Source organism: uncultured Meiothermus sp. (genome assembly GCF_937863175.1).
GTDB lineage: Bacteria > Deinococcota > Deinococci > Deinococcales > Thermaceae > Meiothermus.
The window spans coordinates 1-15,870 of sequence record NZ_CALMCQ010000284.1 but is presented as its reverse complement, the minus strand read 5'-3'; the positions used below and the strand labels follow the sequence as shown (position 1 = coordinate 15,870).

The 15,870-nt window shown below is 62.5% G+C and carries 11 protein-coding genes and 1 pseudogene; 2 read left to right on the top strand and 10 right to left on the bottom strand.

The features are described 5' to 3' along the window. From Q0288_RS10760 to pyrR, 9 genes and pseudogenes are all read right to left on the bottom strand, one after another. Positions 1-2,771: pseudogene (locus tag Q0288_RS10760) on the bottom strand (hypothetical protein); the annotation flags it as partial. Positions 2,772-2,827: 56 nt separating this feature from the next. Next, positions 2,828-5,494 carry a hypothetical protein gene (locus Q0288_RS10755; RefSeq protein ID WP_299430256.1) on the bottom strand — a complete coding sequence of 889 codons (2,667 nt, stop codon included), beginning with the start codon at positions 5,492-5,494 and terminating at the stop codon, positions 2,828-2,830. Positions 5,495-5,675: 181 nt separating this feature from the next. Further along, positions 5,676-8,372 (bottom strand): hypothetical protein, encoded by a 2,697-nt coding sequence (locus Q0288_RS10750; protein ID WP_299430254.1) that lies wholly within the window; start codon positions 8,370-8,372, stop codon positions 5,676-5,678. A 125-nt stretch (positions 8,373-8,497) separates the two neighbouring features. After that, positions 8,498-9,010: a hypothetical protein gene (locus Q0288_RS10745; protein ID WP_299430252.1), complete on the bottom strand. Its 513-nt coding sequence runs from the start codon at positions 9,008-9,010 to the stop codon at positions 8,498-8,500. Between the two features lie 195 nt (positions 9,011-9,205). Further along, positions 9,206-9,886 (bottom strand): response regulator transcription factor, encoded by a 681-nt coding sequence (locus Q0288_RS10740; RefSeq protein ID WP_299430250.1) that lies wholly within the window; start codon positions 9,884-9,886, stop codon positions 9,206-9,208. Between the two features lie 141 nt (positions 9,887-10,027). Continuing rightward, on the bottom strand, positions 10,028-10,507 hold the full coding sequence (locus tag Q0288_RS10735) for a hypothetical protein (protein WP_299430248.1): 480 nt from the start codon (positions 10,505-10,507) through the stop codon (positions 10,028-10,030). Between the two features lie 37 nt (positions 10,508-10,544). Further along, positions 10,545-11,903 (bottom strand): dihydroorotase, encoded by a 1,359-nt coding sequence (locus tag Q0288_RS10730; protein ID WP_299430246.1) that lies wholly within the window; start codon positions 11,901-11,903, stop codon positions 10,545-10,547. 72 nt (positions 11,904-11,975) lie between these two features. Beyond that, the gene (locus Q0288_RS10725; protein ID WP_299430244.1) at positions 11,976-12,911 is read right to left on the bottom strand and encodes an aspartate carbamoyltransferase catalytic subunit; all 936 of its coding nucleotides are present in this window, start codon (positions 12,909-12,911) and stop codon (positions 11,976-11,978) included. Continuing rightward, complete coding sequence (pyrR, locus tag Q0288_RS10720; protein ID WP_299430242.1) at positions 12,908-13,453, bottom strand: bifunctional pyr operon transcriptional regulator/uracil phosphoribosyltransferase PyrR; 546 nt, start codon at positions 13,451-13,453, stop codon at positions 12,908-12,910. The genes Q0288_RS10725 and pyrR overlap by 4 nt, the downstream gene beginning before the upstream one ends. A gap of 219 nt (positions 13,454-13,672) precedes the next feature. On the opposite strand from pyrR, the gene Q0288_RS10715 reads away from it, so the two are divergent. Continuing rightward, the gene (locus Q0288_RS10715) at positions 13,673-14,230 is read left to right on the top strand and encodes a Uma2 family endonuclease (protein ID WP_299430240.1); all 558 of its coding nucleotides are present in this window, start codon (positions 13,673-13,675) and stop codon (positions 14,228-14,230) included. Positions 14,231-14,239: 9 nt separating this feature from the next. Here Q0288_RS10715 and Q0288_RS10710 read toward each other — a convergent pair whose 3' ends face one another. Beyond that, entirely contained in the window at positions 14,240-14,989 is a 750-nt protein-coding gene (locus tag Q0288_RS10710) for an META domain-containing protein (RefSeq protein ID WP_299430238.1), read from the bottom strand. A gap of 129 nt (positions 14,990-15,118) precedes the next feature. On the opposite strand from Q0288_RS10710, the gene mnmA reads away from it, so the two are divergent. Beyond that, on the top strand, positions 15,119-15,870 hold a 752-nt coding region (gene mnmA / locus Q0288_RS10705), incomplete at its 3' end, for a tRNA 2-thiouridine(34) synthase MnmA (RefSeq protein ID WP_299430258.1).

The following is a 15,870-nucleotide window of genomic DNA, read 5'->3' as shown; positions in this document are numbered from 1 at the left end:
GGCAGTTCGAAGAACAGGCGGCCTGCACCGTCTAGCCTGGGGTCGGGCAGGGGTCTGCCCTCGAGCCGGGCCGTGCCCGGCTCATAGACAGCCTTCTCCGGCGGCAGATGGGTCAGCAACAGGCGCTCACCGGAAATAGCCCTCTTCACTTCGAATTCCAGATGGACTGTTGAAAGGCGCACTGGCTCCAGAACGGGCAGCACCAGCAGGGTAGCGGTGGTGGGGAAGGAGGCCGGAACCCCGTTCACAAAGGCGGTCACCTGGTTGTTCAGCGCGCCCACCTTGCCAGCCTGGGCTTCCAGTCTTAGCTCCTTTACCTCGCCGGGCTGCAAGTTGAAGCTGAGATCGTCGGGCAGCTGCATCTTTAAGCCCTCGTCGGGCGACTCCTGAAGATCTACCCGGAGCGGACGGTCGGTGGGGTTGCCGAGGCGGATGGTAAAGGTGGCCGGACTGCCCACGACTACCCTGGCTGGGTTGGCGGTTTTTTCCAGCCGTAGCAGGGTTCGCTCGAGGCTGTCCGGGGCGCTGAGGTTGCCGCCGTTGGAGTTGAGCTGGGCCAGGAACCGACCCAGGGCGGGGGTGCCAAAACGTGCTCGAGCCCGGTAGGTGTGGGTCACGCTGGCGCCAGGGGCCAGTTCGCCGCTGAACTGGGGATCGTTTGCGCCCACTTCCAACCACTCCGGGTAGGTGTCCTGCAGGGTGTAGGTCAGGGGTGCCAGGCCGGGGTTGCGCACCACCAGCCGCACCTCGACCTCCTCGCCGGGCAGCACCAAGCGCCGGTCAAGCGAGCGCGAGAGCTGGGCCACCGGGCGCAGCACCCGCACCTCGGCCTGGGCTTCACTCAGCGGCTGGCCCTCCAGGCTGAGCAGCCGGGCTTTATTGATAATGACTTCGGGAGCACTGGCCGCAATGTGGGCGCGAACCTCGAGCAGTTGCTCCTCGCCGGCTCCCAGCTCGATCACCTGGTCGAGCGGCTGGCCCTGCAACCCAGCGGCCAGGCTATCCTGTACGCGCACCCGACCCGCCTCGTCGCCGGTGTTTTGCACCCGTAGACGGTAGACCACCTCGGTTCCCACGACGGCGCTGGGGGTCAGGGCATGCTTGCTCAGGCCGAAGCTGGCAGGCTGGGTGAGGTGCAACCGGGCACTGGCTTGTTGCTGCCAGGGGGCCAGCGTGGCCACTACTTCCGGCTGCGCTTTACAGGTAGCCTGGGCGCGGACGCGCAACACCGCATCGCGGCCCAGGGCCGCTGGCGCGGTCAGGCGGGTGGCATCCAGGGCTTCCAGGCAGGGGGGCAGTGCCAGCTCCAGGTCGGCGGGTAACAGGTTTGGGAAAACGGTTCTGACCCGGGCAGTCAGGAGGGTCTGTTCACCTACGCGCAAGGCGGCGGGGTTGGCTTCCAGGGTAAGTGTCACTTCGGGGAAAACCTTGAAGCGCACCTTCTGGGTCTGACCCTGCTCCAGGCGCACCGATTCTGGCCCTTCAATACGGGCTCCCACCCGTTGCGCTGTAAGACTATAGCTGCCGGACGGCAACTTCTGACGGGCCTTGCCCTGGCTGAGCGTCACAGACTGGTCGCCTACCTGTACGGGCAGGTCTATGGGCTGTTCGCCATCGGGCAGCACCAGCACCGCTTCGATGTCCAGCGTGGCCAGCGGAGGTGCAATTCTTTCCAGCACAAAACGGGCCTCGCCCCCTGCGCAGCCAAAACGGGCGGTCTGTGCGCCCAGGCGTTCGCCGCCCTGTACTTCCAGACGTACAAAGCGGTACCCCTCGGGCAAGATGGGCAGTGTGAGGGTACGGATTTTGTCCCCCTCGAGCCGCAAATTGCTCTCTACTGGACGCCCTTCACCATCGAACACCTGGGCCTGGACTGGGCGGGGCGGCACCACCCGGAAGGCATTGTGCTCGACCTCCATGCAGGCATCTACCCGAAAACCAATGGTATTGGAGTGCTGGGTGGCGGTTTTGGGCTGGCGGAAGCCAAAGGCAGTGACGCCGGGCTGGCGGATGTCGTAATGAACCCAGGCTCGGTCGCCGGAGACCGCACGGGCTTCGCGCTGTCCGTTGGGGAGGCGTACCCGGCCTTCCATTTCTTTAGCACCGTCTTCGTCGTAGAAGCCTACCCGCAAGGGCAGCACCTCGGGGCTCACGTTGAGCACGAAAGGCTCGAGCCAGTCCCGCCCTCGGATGGTGGTCATGGTCAGGGGGTTGCTCATCTGAAACTGCCGCACATCGTAGAGTTGCAGGGTGGGGTCTACCAGCAGTTGGGCAGCCTCTGGCACGCTGGTCTGGATGCGGTAGCGGAAGGCGTTCTTGCCCAGGCCCATCAGGCGGCTGGAAAGCTGGTACACGCCCGGTTCGACCTGGCCCCGGTAGAACAACACCCAGCGGTGAGGCTCGGTTTTGTAGGTTTGCTGGGCCAGTATCTGCCCATCACGCGAAAGGGTAAACTGAGCCACCATCGGATCCCTGCCCCGGTCATAGCGCTCGTCGCCCAGTTCTTCCTGGCCCAGGAGCGCCCTGCGGTAATCGCCCGGATCGAAGCCAGGGGAGTAGATTTGCAGGTTCAGGAGGGTGGGTCTGCTCACCACCACGCTGGCCCGCAGTTCCCGAATCTCCCAGCCCAGCCGGTCGCCCGGCACGATGCCGCGCAGGTCGGTTCGGTGTACGGGCGCGGCCTGCCCCGATCGGGGATCGCCGGTTCGGGCCTGGGCCAGGGCTTCACTGCCGAGAGCCAGAAGCCCAAAGCCCAGGGTCAGAAGCAACACAAGCCGGCAGCCAAGAGCCAGGAGCCGAGGGCCAGGGGTGTTCTTGCCCGCTGCCCTCACGGATACCTCCAGCGGGCCTGTGGATCGGTCAGATGGCCTCCCGGCAGGTCGTAGGTCAGGGTCTCCTGGCCCTGGAACTGGGCAAACTGGAACACCCGCTCGCCGCCGCCCGGGAGTGGGTCGGTGAGGGTCAGGTCGTTCAGGGTTTCGGCAGAGCGGAGTACCAGCACCACGCGGAAGCCGTTTGGAAGCGCCAGGAGCTTCTTGCTAACCGTGAGTGGTCCGAATTCCAGGGTGGTCTCGCGCAGGGCTTTGGCCAGGCCGGTGGGGCGCTCGAGGGGGAAGTTGCTGTGGGTCAGCCCTTCCACCCACACCCGGTGGCGGTAGCCGTCCCCCTGTGCTGCTGGATGGGGGAGGGGTTTGAACGGAGCCGAGGCGGGCTCGAGCATGACCTCCCACAGCCCACCGGCCAGGTTGCGGAAGCTGTAACGGCCCTCCACATCGGTCACGGTTTGGAGACCATTGCTCAGGAGGATTCGCGCACCCGGCAGCGGCACATCCAGGCCAGGCGTATATTTACCGTCGCGGTCGGCGTCGAGAAAGACCTGCCCCAGCAAACTGTGGGGTGGGGTGAAAACCCCCCGTTTTAGTGTCGCCACCGCCGAGGCCACCGCGCTGGCGACAGCGGAGTGACTGCTGGTGCTACCCACTGCCAGGGCGGTGTTGCGCAGGTGTTCGTGGGCCCCTGGCAGGACGCGCATCCGGTAGCTCAGGGTCGAGCGGGCACCAGGGGCCAGGGACAGGTTGTCCCAGATCAGCCTGCCCTCTTGCAGGGCGGGCTCGCTGGGGGTGGCGCTGCCCTGTACATAGGCCAGACCTGCACCGGGGGTGTCCTCGAGGCGTACCGAGAGCGCCACCCGACCCACATTGACCACCGTGAGGGTATAGGTGAGCAGGTCGCCCACGTTAACCTGAGCTGGCTGTACCTGCTTTTCCAACAGTAGCGCCGAGGCCTGCACGCTCAGGGTCACGGTGTTGGAAAGCAGCGGGCTGCTGATGGTGTTGGAGCGCAAGCCAAAGCGGTTGGAGATGGCGGCGTTGTCGGGGGCGCCTGGGCTTATGCGGGTCTCGAGGGTGAGGGTAAGGGTGCTGCTGGCGGCAAGGGTCAGGTTCCACCGCACGGTGCGGCTCGTGGGCACATAGGTGCCGCCATCCGAGGCCGAGATAAACTCCAGATTGGCGTCCAGCCCATCCTCAATCACGGCATGGTTCAGCGCGATGGGCAGGGGGTTTTCGATATGCAGCGTATAGACCACCCGCTCGCCAGGGGTTACGGTAGGGCCAGCCTGGCTGCTTTTACGCAGGACTAGCTGGGAAAGATCCCACACCTGCGCCACGCGGTTGGTGGTGGGGTCGGTGGCCCCGGTGGCAGAGCGGGCCAGCAGGGTGAACTCAAAGGGTGCTGTGCCGGCGGGCAAACCGGCCAGACAAGCCTCAAAACTCAGGCTGGCCCCCGGCTGCAGGGCGATGGGGGAGGGCAGGCTGCTTCCAGCCCGCGAGCGGTAGCGGAGGCTTACCCCGTTCGGTAAGCCCACCGCTTCCAGGGTGTAAGCGTCGGCCACGTTGCCGCTGTTGAGCAGGGTGTGGGCAAAACAATAGGGTTGTCCGGCCAGAACCTGAGCACTCTGCTGATCGGCTGCGCCAACCGCCTGGGGATTGTCTACTGGCCCCAGTGCGTGCCCATGTAGAGCCGCGATCTGCAGCTCGACGGAGGTCTGGGCGCTGCTGCTGGCCGACTGCGCGGTAGCCACATTCCGCCTCGAGCCCGCCCGCACACCAGCCGCTACCCGCATACGAAAACTGAACAGCGCCTCTTCGCCGGACTCGAGGCCATCCAGCACCAACCGGATCCCCCGCACCTGGGTTTGGCTGACACTCCAGGCGGCGCCATCGTAAAATTCCAGGCGTCCCTTGGCCGCACTGGCCGAACCCGTCACATAGTTCAGATCGCGCAACTCGGGTGTGTCCAGCACATCGCTCACATAAACAGGCCCGGCCGCCCCCAGACTGCCCAGGTTCGAGACCCGTATGCTAAAAGTCACCTCCTGACCCTCGAGGGCCTGGGGGGTATCCACCGATTTGACTAGACTGAGCGCAGCCCCGCTACCCAGGCTGACCCGGCTGTAGTTGTTGTCGTCGCGCGTACCGTCGGGACAGGTTGCTACCGGGCTAAGTTGCAGCTCGCCGGTTGCCGACAAAGGCGTTTGCAACGCCAGAATCAGCCGGATCTCCTGGGCCGGAGCCAGGGTGATGCCGCTGATTTCCATTTCCCCCGCGTCTAGCCGGGCATTGGCGTTGACATCGTGATAAAACCGCACCGAACTGGGTGTCCAGGGGGCACCATCCTGCACCCAGCTCAGGGTGAAGGCAAAGCTTTGGTTTCCGCTATTGCGCAACAAGTAAGCCAAATAAGCAAACCCACCCGCTGCTACCACCGCGCGTTGGGCGGGGTTTCCCAGTGTCCCGTTGGGGGTAAGGGAGGGCACGCATACGGCCTGTACCACGGTTTCGATCTCGTTGGACAGATAGGTCTGCCCATCCACAATCGCCAGGGCCTGGTTGCGAATTACGGTGCCAGCGGGTGTGGCCCAGGCCAGGTTGAGCAGCAACGCCAGCACCAGCCCCCACCAGACCCGCACTCCTTTAACGGGTGCAAAGATCATGGCTGGCTGCTTTCGTGCGGGTGGAGAAAATTCCATCTGGTGTTGTATTTGCCAACGCAAACAACTTCGAAAAAAGCTATGCGAGAACCTACTGCCATCCCGCTCAGGGTCAATCATAGGCTCTCGCACGGCGTGTTCTGGGTTATTTCCCCACCCCCCGGCCGGGGGGTGGGATAGAAACTTACTGCACCTGTACGCGGAAAGTAATGGTGATGGTTGCCGCTGGCGGCATCAGATCCCCAGCCTCGAGGGTGGAGTTGCCATTGGTGCTGACCGCCACGTAGATCGAGCCGCCCGCCGTAAGTGCGGTGGGAGCCGTGGTGCTCCAGGTGATCCCATCGGTCGAGAACAACACCGTTCCAGAGGGGAAGCCGCTGATGGCCGCACTTACACTTACAAAGCTGGTGTAAGAGGGCAGCGGGTCGGTGATCACCACCTGCGAAAGGCTGCCCGTACCGATGTTGCTGGCGACCACGGTGTACTCGATGGTGTCGCCCGGCAGGGCGATGGCCGCACTGGCATCGCGCACGGTGCTGCTGCTGCCCACATAGCTCACGCCAGTCTTGGTCAGGCGCAGGTCGCCGCCCACCACGGTGGTGGTCTCGCTCACGCTGTCGTTCACGGTAGCGCTGCCCACGGTGCAGGTGGCGGTCAGGGTGTTTACATCGGTGCGCCCGATGGGCTGCCCAGCAGGGGTCAAAACCCGCACAAAGAGGGTCTGGCTACCGCCGTTGGCTGCTACCGAGACCCCGCTCAGGCCCGTCGCCCAGGTGCTGCCATCGAGTGAATACTGGTAGGTCCAGCTAAAGCTGCCGCCATCCCCTGCGATGCTGCATACCCCGCTCTGGTTGGAGTTGTTAACCAGGATGTGGGTGTAGGTGAGGGTGCCGGGCGTGGTGAGGGTGCCGGTACGGGGAGGCTCGAGGCTGATCTGGGCCACCAGGTTCACATCTACGGCGCCACGGATGGTGTCACTCACGCTGCCCAGGGTGGTGCTGGTAACGATGAACTGCACGTTGTCGCCGGTTACGGGCGTGGTGTCTACGGGTGAGGCGCCGGCTGGCACCTGTACTGCAACGATGTAGCAGCCAGCGCTAGCGTTGTTCAGGAGTCCCGTGCCACTGACCGGGGCCGGAGTGGGAGCATCCATGGCACCATCGCAGTTGCTATCGGGGTAGAAGACCGCCGTCCAGCCAGAAGGCAACACTGCTGAGAAGGTGTAGGTGTCGGGGTTCTGGCCGGTGTTGGCGACCTCGAGGGGGAAGAGAGCAATACCGCCGGGATTCACTGCGGGGTTATAGCCTGCACGGCTATCGTTGCCAGGATCACTGCCTTCGCCGCCTGCGGCGCTGTTGGTGTTGTGCGCGGCGTCTACGCCATAACCCGAGGCCACGGCTGTGACAACCAGGGTCGTAGCATCCACGCCGTCCAGCAGGGTAGCCACGGTGCCGCTGGGGTTGTTGACCGAAGTGGCGTTCAGGGTCACACTGCCCCCACCAGTCTGGCTGGCCGGGATGGCGCAACGCACCACCACGGTATAGGTAGTGCCTGCGGCCAGTGGGCCCACCGGGCCGGAAAGCGGGGTCACGCCGTCGGACTGGAGGATGGTGCAGACTCCGAGGGTGCTGGCTCCCAGGCTCAGGGTGAAACTATCCGGGGCATTGCCGGTGTTTTGCAGGGTGGAGTTAAAACTGACGGTGCTGCCCGAGAAGGCGGAAGCGATGGTCTGGGTATCGGCCCCATCGGCTGCACTCACGCCTGCACCGCCAATGGCTACACTAAAACGACTGGCAGTGGTGTGGGTGGTGGTGTTGGAGGTAATGCTCTGGCCGCTGGAACCGTTGTGGAACTGTACGGTAGCGCTGTTGAGGTACGTGGTTCCGGCCACCGATGCCGAGGGTACACTGGCCTGAAAGCTAAAAGTATAGGCAGCGGTTTGGGGGAAGAAAGCTCCGGTTCCGCTCACAAACATCCCGATCGCAATGGTGCCGTTGCCTGTAAGCGGCAGGTTGCCGGTGGCCAGGGGGTTCCAGCTGGTACCGTTGGTGCTGAAAACCATCTGTGCGGTTCCAGCACCTGCACTGCCGGTCGGCAGAACACTCACCACCAGACCGCTGGGGATGGTGTCCCGAATCAGGATACCGCTGCCACTGAGCCCGCCCACGCTCACCCCACTGGCCGCGCTACCGCCCACGTTGGAGCCGCTGATGGTGTACGTGATGTTGCTGCCCGGGGTTACGCTACCGGTGGGGCTGGCCGACTTGGTAGCCGTGAGGGCAGCGCTGGTGGTGGCGGCTGCTCTGGCCCAGTTGTTGCTGTCGGTTACGCTGGGGTTGCCCGCCGAGGCACCGCTCAGGTTGAGATTGCCGTTTTGTCCGTTGGTGGCCGAGGCCGGGATGGTTCCGGCTACAATCACGCAGGCGCTGGCGCCGGGACTGCCCTGGCGGGTCAGGCTGATGCTGGTGATGGGGGTGGTTTCGCCGGGGTCAATGGTGCCGTTGCAGTTGGCGTCAAGATAGAGGGTGGTGCCGCTCAAATCGAAGTTATCCCCCGCATCTTGAGCTGTGGTCAGTTGGATGGTATCACTGCCGTTACCGGTATTGCCGACCGTGTAGCTGAAGTAGACGGGCGCGCCCGGGAGGGCGTTGCGGGTTTGACCAGGAGAAGCCTGGGTTCCGTCAGGAGTGATGCTGAAGCTGTAGACCTGCTGTACCACCGTGATAACCTGGTTGGAGGTGGTGGTGCGGGCCTGCCCGGCCGAATCAATGTAGCTGGCCGAGGCCTGGTTGGAGATGTTGGTTCCGGCGGGGGTCTGTTGGGCCAGTGCGGCCCCAAACAGCACCAGCACAGCAACCCACAGTGTGAAGAGTTTGTTCATGCTTTGATTCCTCCTATCGTGGTTCACTCTTTTTTCCCGCCAGTCCGGGCAGCAAAAAACGAGTTTTTGAACAGCATTGTGATCTGCGAAAGCCCTCTACTGATTCCGAATTCCGCTCTATAGACTTATCGCACGACGGTACGCAGCTTGAGCAAGACGGTTTGCCTTGCGCTCATCTGAGGCAAAACCCAGCGGGCGTGGGTGAATTCTTCGGGTTTTACTTCAACTTCCTTCTCGACCTCCTTGCCGTTTTCAACCACCCTGATCTTGCGCATGCGCGGGAGTTTGCCGAAGCTGCGCCCGCCATCAAAGCTGAACTCCGCCACCACCAGGGTCTCGCCCAGCCGTAAAGGTTGAGCGCTCAAGGCCTGGTAGGTGGTGCTGGTGGGAATTGGAATAATCAGCGCAACCTGACGGAGGGTGTTATCGGTTGTGTTCTGAGCATTGAGCTGATACTCGATCAACTGGCCGGGTCTGGCATCCAGGGCGGCCTCGAGCCTCTCCACGGTGCGACCCTCCTGCTGCACACTCAAAACCCGGAAAGCCTTCAGATCCAGTCGAACCTCGTTGCGAGGCTGGGCCAGTGCAAAAGCCAGTAGCAACCCCAGGCCCACAATCCACCACTGCTTCACGCGCATGATTCCTCCGATGGGCGGCTCGGCTTGTAACGCCAGGTGTTACGCCCTTACTCGGTTGGAGTGTAACAGCGCTTTTGCAAGGGATTGATGGCAAATAAACATGGCCCTACAGGTTCCTATACAAAACGATTCCAGAAGTGATAGAAAATACGTATCCGAAAGACAAAAAGCACGTAACGATATTTTGTAAAAATTCTATATTTTGGGTCTATCGATCAGCCGGTATCCCTGCCCAAAAACAGTTTCGACATAGCGAGGCGCCCTGGGGTCGTCGCCCAGTTTGCGCCGCAGTAGAGCCACATAGCTGTCTACCACCCGCTCATCCACCGCACTGCCGCGCTCGGCACCCCAGACCCGCTGCAGCAAGCGTTCCCGGCTCCAGACCTCACCGGGGTTGATGGCCAGCGTTAGCAACAAATCGAGTTCGGTGGGGGATAAATCCAGCAAATGATTGGCTCTGAAGGCCTGACGCCGCTTGAGCACAACCCGTAAATCTCCCACATGGATCTCTTGTTCAGGGCGGCTGCGCCGCAGCAAGGCCCGTACCCGGGCGACCATCTCGCGGATGCCCATGGGTTTGGTCAGGTAGTCGTCGGCGCCGAGTTCCAGCGCTCGCACCCGGATGTCCTCCGAGCCCTGTGCGCTCACCACCAGGATGGGCAGGCTCCAGTCGGCCTCGCGCAACTCCCGAATCACCTCGAGGCCCCCCAGTCCGGGCAAGCCCAGATCCAACACCAGCAAATCGGCCTGCGGGGCCATCTGAACCGCGTCCAGGCCGCTGATGGCCAGCAGGGTTGAATACCCCTCGCGCTCGAGGGCGGAAGTAATCAGGCGAGCCAATTGCGGGTCGTCTTCGACGATCAATAGACGTTCCATACCTGACAGGAGTATATCTTTCTCTCACCCTCTCTTAATTAATCAACGCGCAAAATTCGACGAGACCCGTGTGGGTCTGGGGCATTGCGACAGCCCCTTGCAATCTTATCGTGCGGGCACCAAGAAGAATGTCCTGGACTGCTAGGGCAGCACCGCCACCCTGGCTACCATGTTGCGAAAGTGCAGGGTTCCAGCGGTAGCGACACCGCTCTCGAGCCTCACCCCAATCCAGAGGTTCCCGCTGTTGATGCCACTGGTCAGCTTGCTGCCCGAAAGCCTGAGCGGCTGGGTGTCCCCGGACTGGAAACGGGCACTGCCCGCCTCCTGAATACCGGGATTGTTTGGGTTGCAGATATAAACACCGCTGGTAGGGGCACACGGCTCGCCATCCGAGGTGTAAAAAACCAGGCTGATGTTGCCTTGTTGGTAGGTCAGGTTGCCTTCCAGAGTAACGGCGGTAAAGGAAACGGGGGGACGGTTGAAGTTCTGTTTAGTAAACACGGCTTGCCCCGACTGAATGGCCGCGATGGGCACCTCAAAGTCTTGCAATCCAACCGTAAGGGGTGCGGGGGTACAACCCACCAGCAGGCCCAGCAGTACAGCGATGGCAGCGGTTCTCATGGCTCCCTAGTCTATCTCAGACCCAGATGAAAAAGCCTCAGATCTGCACCGCCCCTTGTTCATAGACCACCCGTCCTTCAACCAGCGTCACCGAGGGCCAGCCCCGCAGAGCCCATCCTGCCCAGGGGCTAAACTTAGCCCTGGAAGCAAAACTCTGGGGCACAACCGGGCGCTCCTGGCCTGGACTCCACAGTACCAGGCTGGCCTGGGCTCCTTCGGTCAGGTGAATGGGGGGGAAGCCCAGAATGCGCCGGGGGCCATCGGTAAAGCGTTCAATCAGGGTGTGGAGCGGGAATCCATGTCCCACCACCAGCGCCGTGTAAAGCAGGGGCCAGCAGATCTCGAGGCTGGGAATACCAAACGGAGCCCGCAGCATATCCAGCTCTTTTTCGTCCTGGGTGTGGGGGGCGTGGTCGGTGCCGATGCAGTCTATGCTACCGTCCAGCAGCCCTTCTATCAACGCTTCCAGATCGGCCTGGGTACGCAGCGGCGGGGCCACTTTGAAGATGGGGTTTAGGCTGTTGAGGCTCTGGTCGGTAAGGGTCAGGTGATGCGGCCCGACCTCGGTGGTGATGGGCAGTCCCTCGGCCCTGGCCTGGCGGATCAACTCCAGCCCTCGCCGGGTACTCAGATGCTGCACGTGCAGAAGGGTTTGTTTTTGACCCTCGACCTGTGTATTGCGACCCTCGACCCTCGACCTTTGACCTGCCTCTTGCGACCCTCGGCTTTCCACATACCGCACAATCTCCAGATCCCGGGCAATTCGGGCGCTTTCCGCAAAGCCGGTATTGCCCGGCAGCCCCAGCCGGAACGAGACCTCGCCCTCGTTCATCACTCCGCCCCGGCGCAGACTTGCGTCCTCGGCGTGAACCGAGACCAAAAGCCCCCACGAGGCGGCATACTGGAGGCCCTGGGCCAGCACCCCGGCGTCTTCGTTGGTGCGCCCGTCGTCGGTGAGCATCACCGCCCCGGCCTCACGCAGCAGGCGGGCCTCGCTCAGAATTTTGCCCTCCTGTCCCTGGGTGAGCGCTGCTGCCGGGTGGAGCCGGGCCTGGCCAATGCTGGCAGCTTTTTTCTTGAGCGCGGCCACTATTTCGGCGTTGTCCACCACCGGGCTGGTATTAGGCATCGAGACCAGGTCGGTGTAGCCCCCTTTTGCAGCCGCGGTGAGTCCGCTGGTCAGGTCTTCCTTGACCTCCTGCCCTGGCTCGCGCAGGTGGGCGTGGGGGTCGAAAAACCCTGGCGACAAGATCATCCCCGCTGCCTCTATTACCCTCGGGGCCTCGCCCCCCGATAGTGAGAGAATTCGACCCTCGCCGATCAGCACATCGGCCCTGCCATGCTCCCCGCGCCCATCCACCAGGTTTGCGTTTTTGAACAGGATTTCACCCTTCATACGGCTCCTTGTAGTCGCGCTGATAGCCGATAGCGGATAGCAAAAGAGCTATGGGCTATCGGCTATTCGCTATCAGCTTCTCTTTCCTACCAGCAGGTGGTACAGCACCGCCATGCGGATGGCCTGTCCGTTGGCCACCTGGCGCTCAACCAGGCTCTGGGGCGAGTCGGCCAGTGTACCTTCCAGCTCCACGTCGCGGTTCATGGGGCCGGGGTGCAGCAGGGGTGCTAAGGGCCTGGCCCAGGCCAGGCGTTCCTGGGTGATCTGATAGGCTGCGATGTACTCTGGCAGCGAGGGCAGCAGGCCCTTGTCCATGCGCTCTTTTTGCAGCCGCAGGGCCATCACTGCGTCGGCCTCGAGCAAAGCTTCCTTCAGGCTGGTGGTCAGGGTAGCACCTGGCAGGCTGCCGGGGAGCAGCGTCGCGGGGCCGCAGGCCACCACCTGTGCGCCCAGCATGGTCAGTAGCTCGGCGTTGGAACGGGCCACCCTCGAGTGCAGAATGTCGCCCACAATGGCGATTTTTTTGCCCTCCAGGCTACCCAGCCTTTCGCGCAGGGTAAAGGCGTCCAGCAGGGCCTGGGTGGGGTGGGCCCGCCAGCCATCCCCGGCATTGATCACCGGTTTGTGCAACCAGCCATAAGCCTGATGGCAGACCCCCGCCGCGTCCACCCGGATGACATAGGCATCAATTCCCATCTGCTCGAGGGTGCGCAGGGTGTCACGGTAGGTCTCGCCTTTGGTGGTGGAACTGGTAGCGGTGGCAAAGCTCAGCACGTCCGCCGACATCCGCCGGGCCGCCAGTTCGAAGGACAGGCGGGTGCGGGTAGAAGGCTCAAAAAAAACCGTGGCCACCGTAAAACCGGTCAGGGCTGGCACCTTTTTGACCGGCCGGGCCAGCACCTCCTGCATCATCTGGGCGGTCTCGAGGATGCTCTCAACCTGCCCCCGGTTCCAGTCGCTAAAGTCCAGCAGGTGCCTGGGGAAGCTGGGTACTGCCGACTGGCTCATGCGCCCTCCAGTTCCCAGAGCTCCACGGCGTCTTCACCGTCGTCCTCGAGGGTTTTCACCTTGACCACCTCGCTTTTGGAGGTAGGCAGATTCTTGCCCACAAAATCGGCCCGGATGGGCAGCTCGCGGTGCCCCCGGTCTACCAGCACCGCCAGATAAATCCGGCTGGGGCGGCCCAGGTCAATCAGGGCGTCCAGGGCAGCCCTGGCGGTGCGGCCGGTGTAAAGCACATCGTCCACCAGCACCACCGCCTTGCCGTTCAGGTCGAAGGGAATGCGGGTCTCGCGCACCCTGGGTTGCAGGCCAATCTCGCTCAGGTCGTCGCGGTAGAGGGTGATGTCCAGAATTCCCATCGGGGCTTGCTTCCCCTCGAACTTCTCAACCAGGTCTACTAGACGTTTGGCCAGGCTGATGCCACGGGTGTGAATCCCCACAAAGCACAAGCCCTCGGTGCCTTTGTTCTTCTCGACCACCTCGTGAGCGATGCGGGTCAGGGCCCGGCGGACTTCGTCGTCGCCCAGCAGTCGGGATTTGAATTTCATAGCCTTTCCCCCCCATCCAGCCTCCCCCGCCAGTGGGGAGGTGAAAAGAAAAATAAGCGCCCAACATGGGCGCAGGGCTCTGGTTTTTGGGTTTCGAGATGGTTCATTGTGTCTCCTTTCCGACCTCGCTGGATCGGCATTAAAGGCGCAGGATTGCTCCCAACCGCTATGCTACGACTAAAGAGTTCAACTGGTCAACAACTGAGCTACACTGGGGGTATGCCGAAGGTAAGGGAAGCTACGCTGGACGACCTGATGAAAGAGCCTGGCAAGGCCGAACTGGTCAATGGAGAGATTATTCGTATGCCGCCGACTGGATTTTTGCCCGGATTCGCTACAATGGAAATTGTTACAAGCCTTCGAGAGTACGCCCGCAAGATGCGGAACGGATATGCTGTGGGCGACAATGTAGGTTTTGCCGTGGACTTGCCCAAACGCAAAAGCTTTAGCCCAGACGCTGCCTATTATGTCGGTCCGCACTCAGGAATGAAGTTCCTGGAGGGGGCCCCGGTGTTTGCTGTTGAAGTTCGCAGTGACGGCGATTATGGCAAGAGGGCCGAGAAAGAAATCGCCCAAAAGCGCGCCGACTACTTTGCAGCCGGGACGCTGGTGGTCTGGGATGTGGATCTGCTTGGCGTAGACGTGGTTCGGGTTTACCGGGCCAGTGAGCCCCAAACTCCGACCATCTACCGCCGGGGTGACCTGGCCGAGGCCGAGCCTGCTGTGCCCGGATGGAAGATAGCAGTCGAGGAGTTATTTCCCTATCACGTTCAGTAGGCGCAGTGTTTAGCGGTTCAGTTTGACCAGGATACTGCCCTCTTGGTCGTAGAGGGTTAGCTGGTTGCCCACAATTCTAAAGCTCACCACGTTTTCCAGGGCTTGCAAAAAGGCGATTTCCTGTTGATGGGTCTGCTCGTCCAGGCAGGCCCGCCTGGTGCTGGTGACGGGGCCGACCTGGAGGCTGAAGTTGTTCAGCGTGTAGGTGGCCGAGAACTGGTTGCAGCCGGAGTTGCCACTAAGCCGCCCGCCCACGAAGCTGGCGGTGGGCTGGGGGCCTGCCGCCACCGAGACCACGGCACTCCCGGTGTTCAGCGCCGTGACCCGCCACTCGCGGCCCTGGAGGCCCTGGGGGCGAGCCTGGGCGAAGATCAGGATGGTTTTCCCGGCCTGGTTCTTCAGGCGCAGGACGCCGGAGGTGAGCGCAAAGGAGCGCACCTGGGCCAGCGACCGGTGGTAGTCCCGCTCGAGCCTGTCCAGCGGGTTGGGGCAGGCCTTTATGGTCTGAACCAGGGCGCCCAGGCTCAGCTTGCTGCCCTCCTGGGTGTAGGTGCCGCCGAAGCTGTTGCAGCCGTTGAATCCGCCAGCCCGGCCCTGGGTGAACTCGAGGGTCGCGCCCTGAGCGGGGGACACCTGCGCGAAGCGTGAGCCCAGGGCGTAGGAGGAGAGCACCCAGCGGGTGCCGTCCAGGCTGGGGCTTTGGGCCAGGGCGATTTGGGCGATCTTGATGAGCAGGACGAACAAGACGATGAATCTCATGGCTCTAGCCTCCTTCCTCTAGTCTGGCAGCTTAAAGTGTGGGCTGATTCCTGGAGTCATCAGGTACACTTAATCCTTGTGGGCGCTCGCCCCGAGGTGTTTGTGTCAAAGGGTCGTGTACTGGCAGCCATGAGCGGGGGGGTAGACTCCTCCGTTGCGGTGGCCATGCTCAAGGAACAGGGCTACGAGGTGATTGGGGCCATGATGCGCTTCTGGCCCGATAACAAGCAGGACGACTGCTTCGAGACCTGTTGCTCGCCCGATGCGGCCTACGAGGCCCGGCGCGTAGCCGACATCGTGGGGGTGCCCTTCTATTTGCTGGACTACCGCGAGGAGTTCCAGGAAAAAATCATTGACCCCTTCATCGCGGGTTACCAGGCTGGCGAGACCCCCAATCCCTGTGTCAACTGCAATACCCGCGTGAAGTTCGACTCGCTCTTGAAAAAGGCTCGGATGCTTGGCTGTGACTACGTAGCCACCGGTCACTATGTAATTCAGCAACACGGCGCTCTGTACCGTGGCGACCCCAAGAAAGACCAGACCTACTTTCTGTGGGGCACATCTAAGGAGTCCATCTCCCACCTGTTGTTCCCGGTGGGGCACCTGGAAAAACCCCAGGTGCGAGCCCTGGCCGAGAAGTACGGCCTGCCGACGGCCAAGAAGCCCGAGAGCCAGAATATCTGCTTTGTGCAGGGCGATCTGAAAGATTATTTAGCCCACCACATCCCCGCGCAGCCGGGGCCTCTGGTAGACCTGGAAACCGGGGTGCAGATTGGGGAACATGCCGGGGCGGGGTTCTATACGGTGGGCCAGAAAAAGGGTCTGGGGCTATGGAAAAGCCACCAGGAGCGCTACGTGGTTCGGATCAATGCTGCCACCAA

Excerpts from the sequence above, each read along its gene's own strand:
- Q0288_RS10730 (WP_299430246.1), bottom strand. The coding sequence starts at position 11,903 with ATGAAGGGTGAAATCCTGTTCAAAAACGCAAACCTGGTGGATGGGCGC.
- Q0288_RS10725 (WP_299430244.1), bottom strand. The coding sequence starts at position 12,911 with ATGAGCCAGTCGGCAGTACCCAGCTTCCCCAGGCACCTGCTGGACTTT.
- Q0288_RS10750 (WP_299430254.1), bottom strand. The coding sequence starts at position 8,372 with ATGAACAAACTCTTCACACTGTGGGTTGCTGTGCTGGTGCTGTTTGGG.
- Q0288_RS10740 (WP_299430250.1), bottom strand. The coding sequence starts at position 9,886 with ATGGAACGTCTATTGATCGTCGAAGACGACCCGCAATTGGCTCGCCTG.
- Q0288_RS10735 (WP_299430248.1), bottom strand. The coding sequence starts at position 10,507 with ATGAGAACCGCTGCCATCGCTGTACTGCTGGGCCTGCTGGTGGGTTGT.
- Q0288_RS10745 (WP_299430252.1), bottom strand. The coding sequence starts at position 9,010 with ATGCGCGTGAAGCAGTGGTGGATTGTGGGCCTGGGGTTGCTACTGGCT.
- Q0288_RS10715 (WP_299430240.1), top strand. The coding sequence starts at position 13,673 with ATGCCGAAGGTAAGGGAAGCTACGCTGGACGACCTGATGAAAGAGCCT.
- pyrR (WP_299430242.1), bottom strand. The coding sequence starts at position 13,453 with ATGAAATTCAAATCCCGACTGCTGGGCGACGACGAAGTCCGCCGGGCC.
- Q0288_RS10710 (WP_299430238.1), bottom strand. The coding sequence starts at position 14,989 with ATGAGATTCATCGTCTTGTTCGTCCTGCTCATCAAGATCGCCCAAATC.
- Q0288_RS10755 (WP_299430256.1), bottom strand. The coding sequence starts at position 5,494 with ATGATCTTTGCACCCGTTAAAGGAGTGCGGGTCTGGTGGGGGCTGGTG.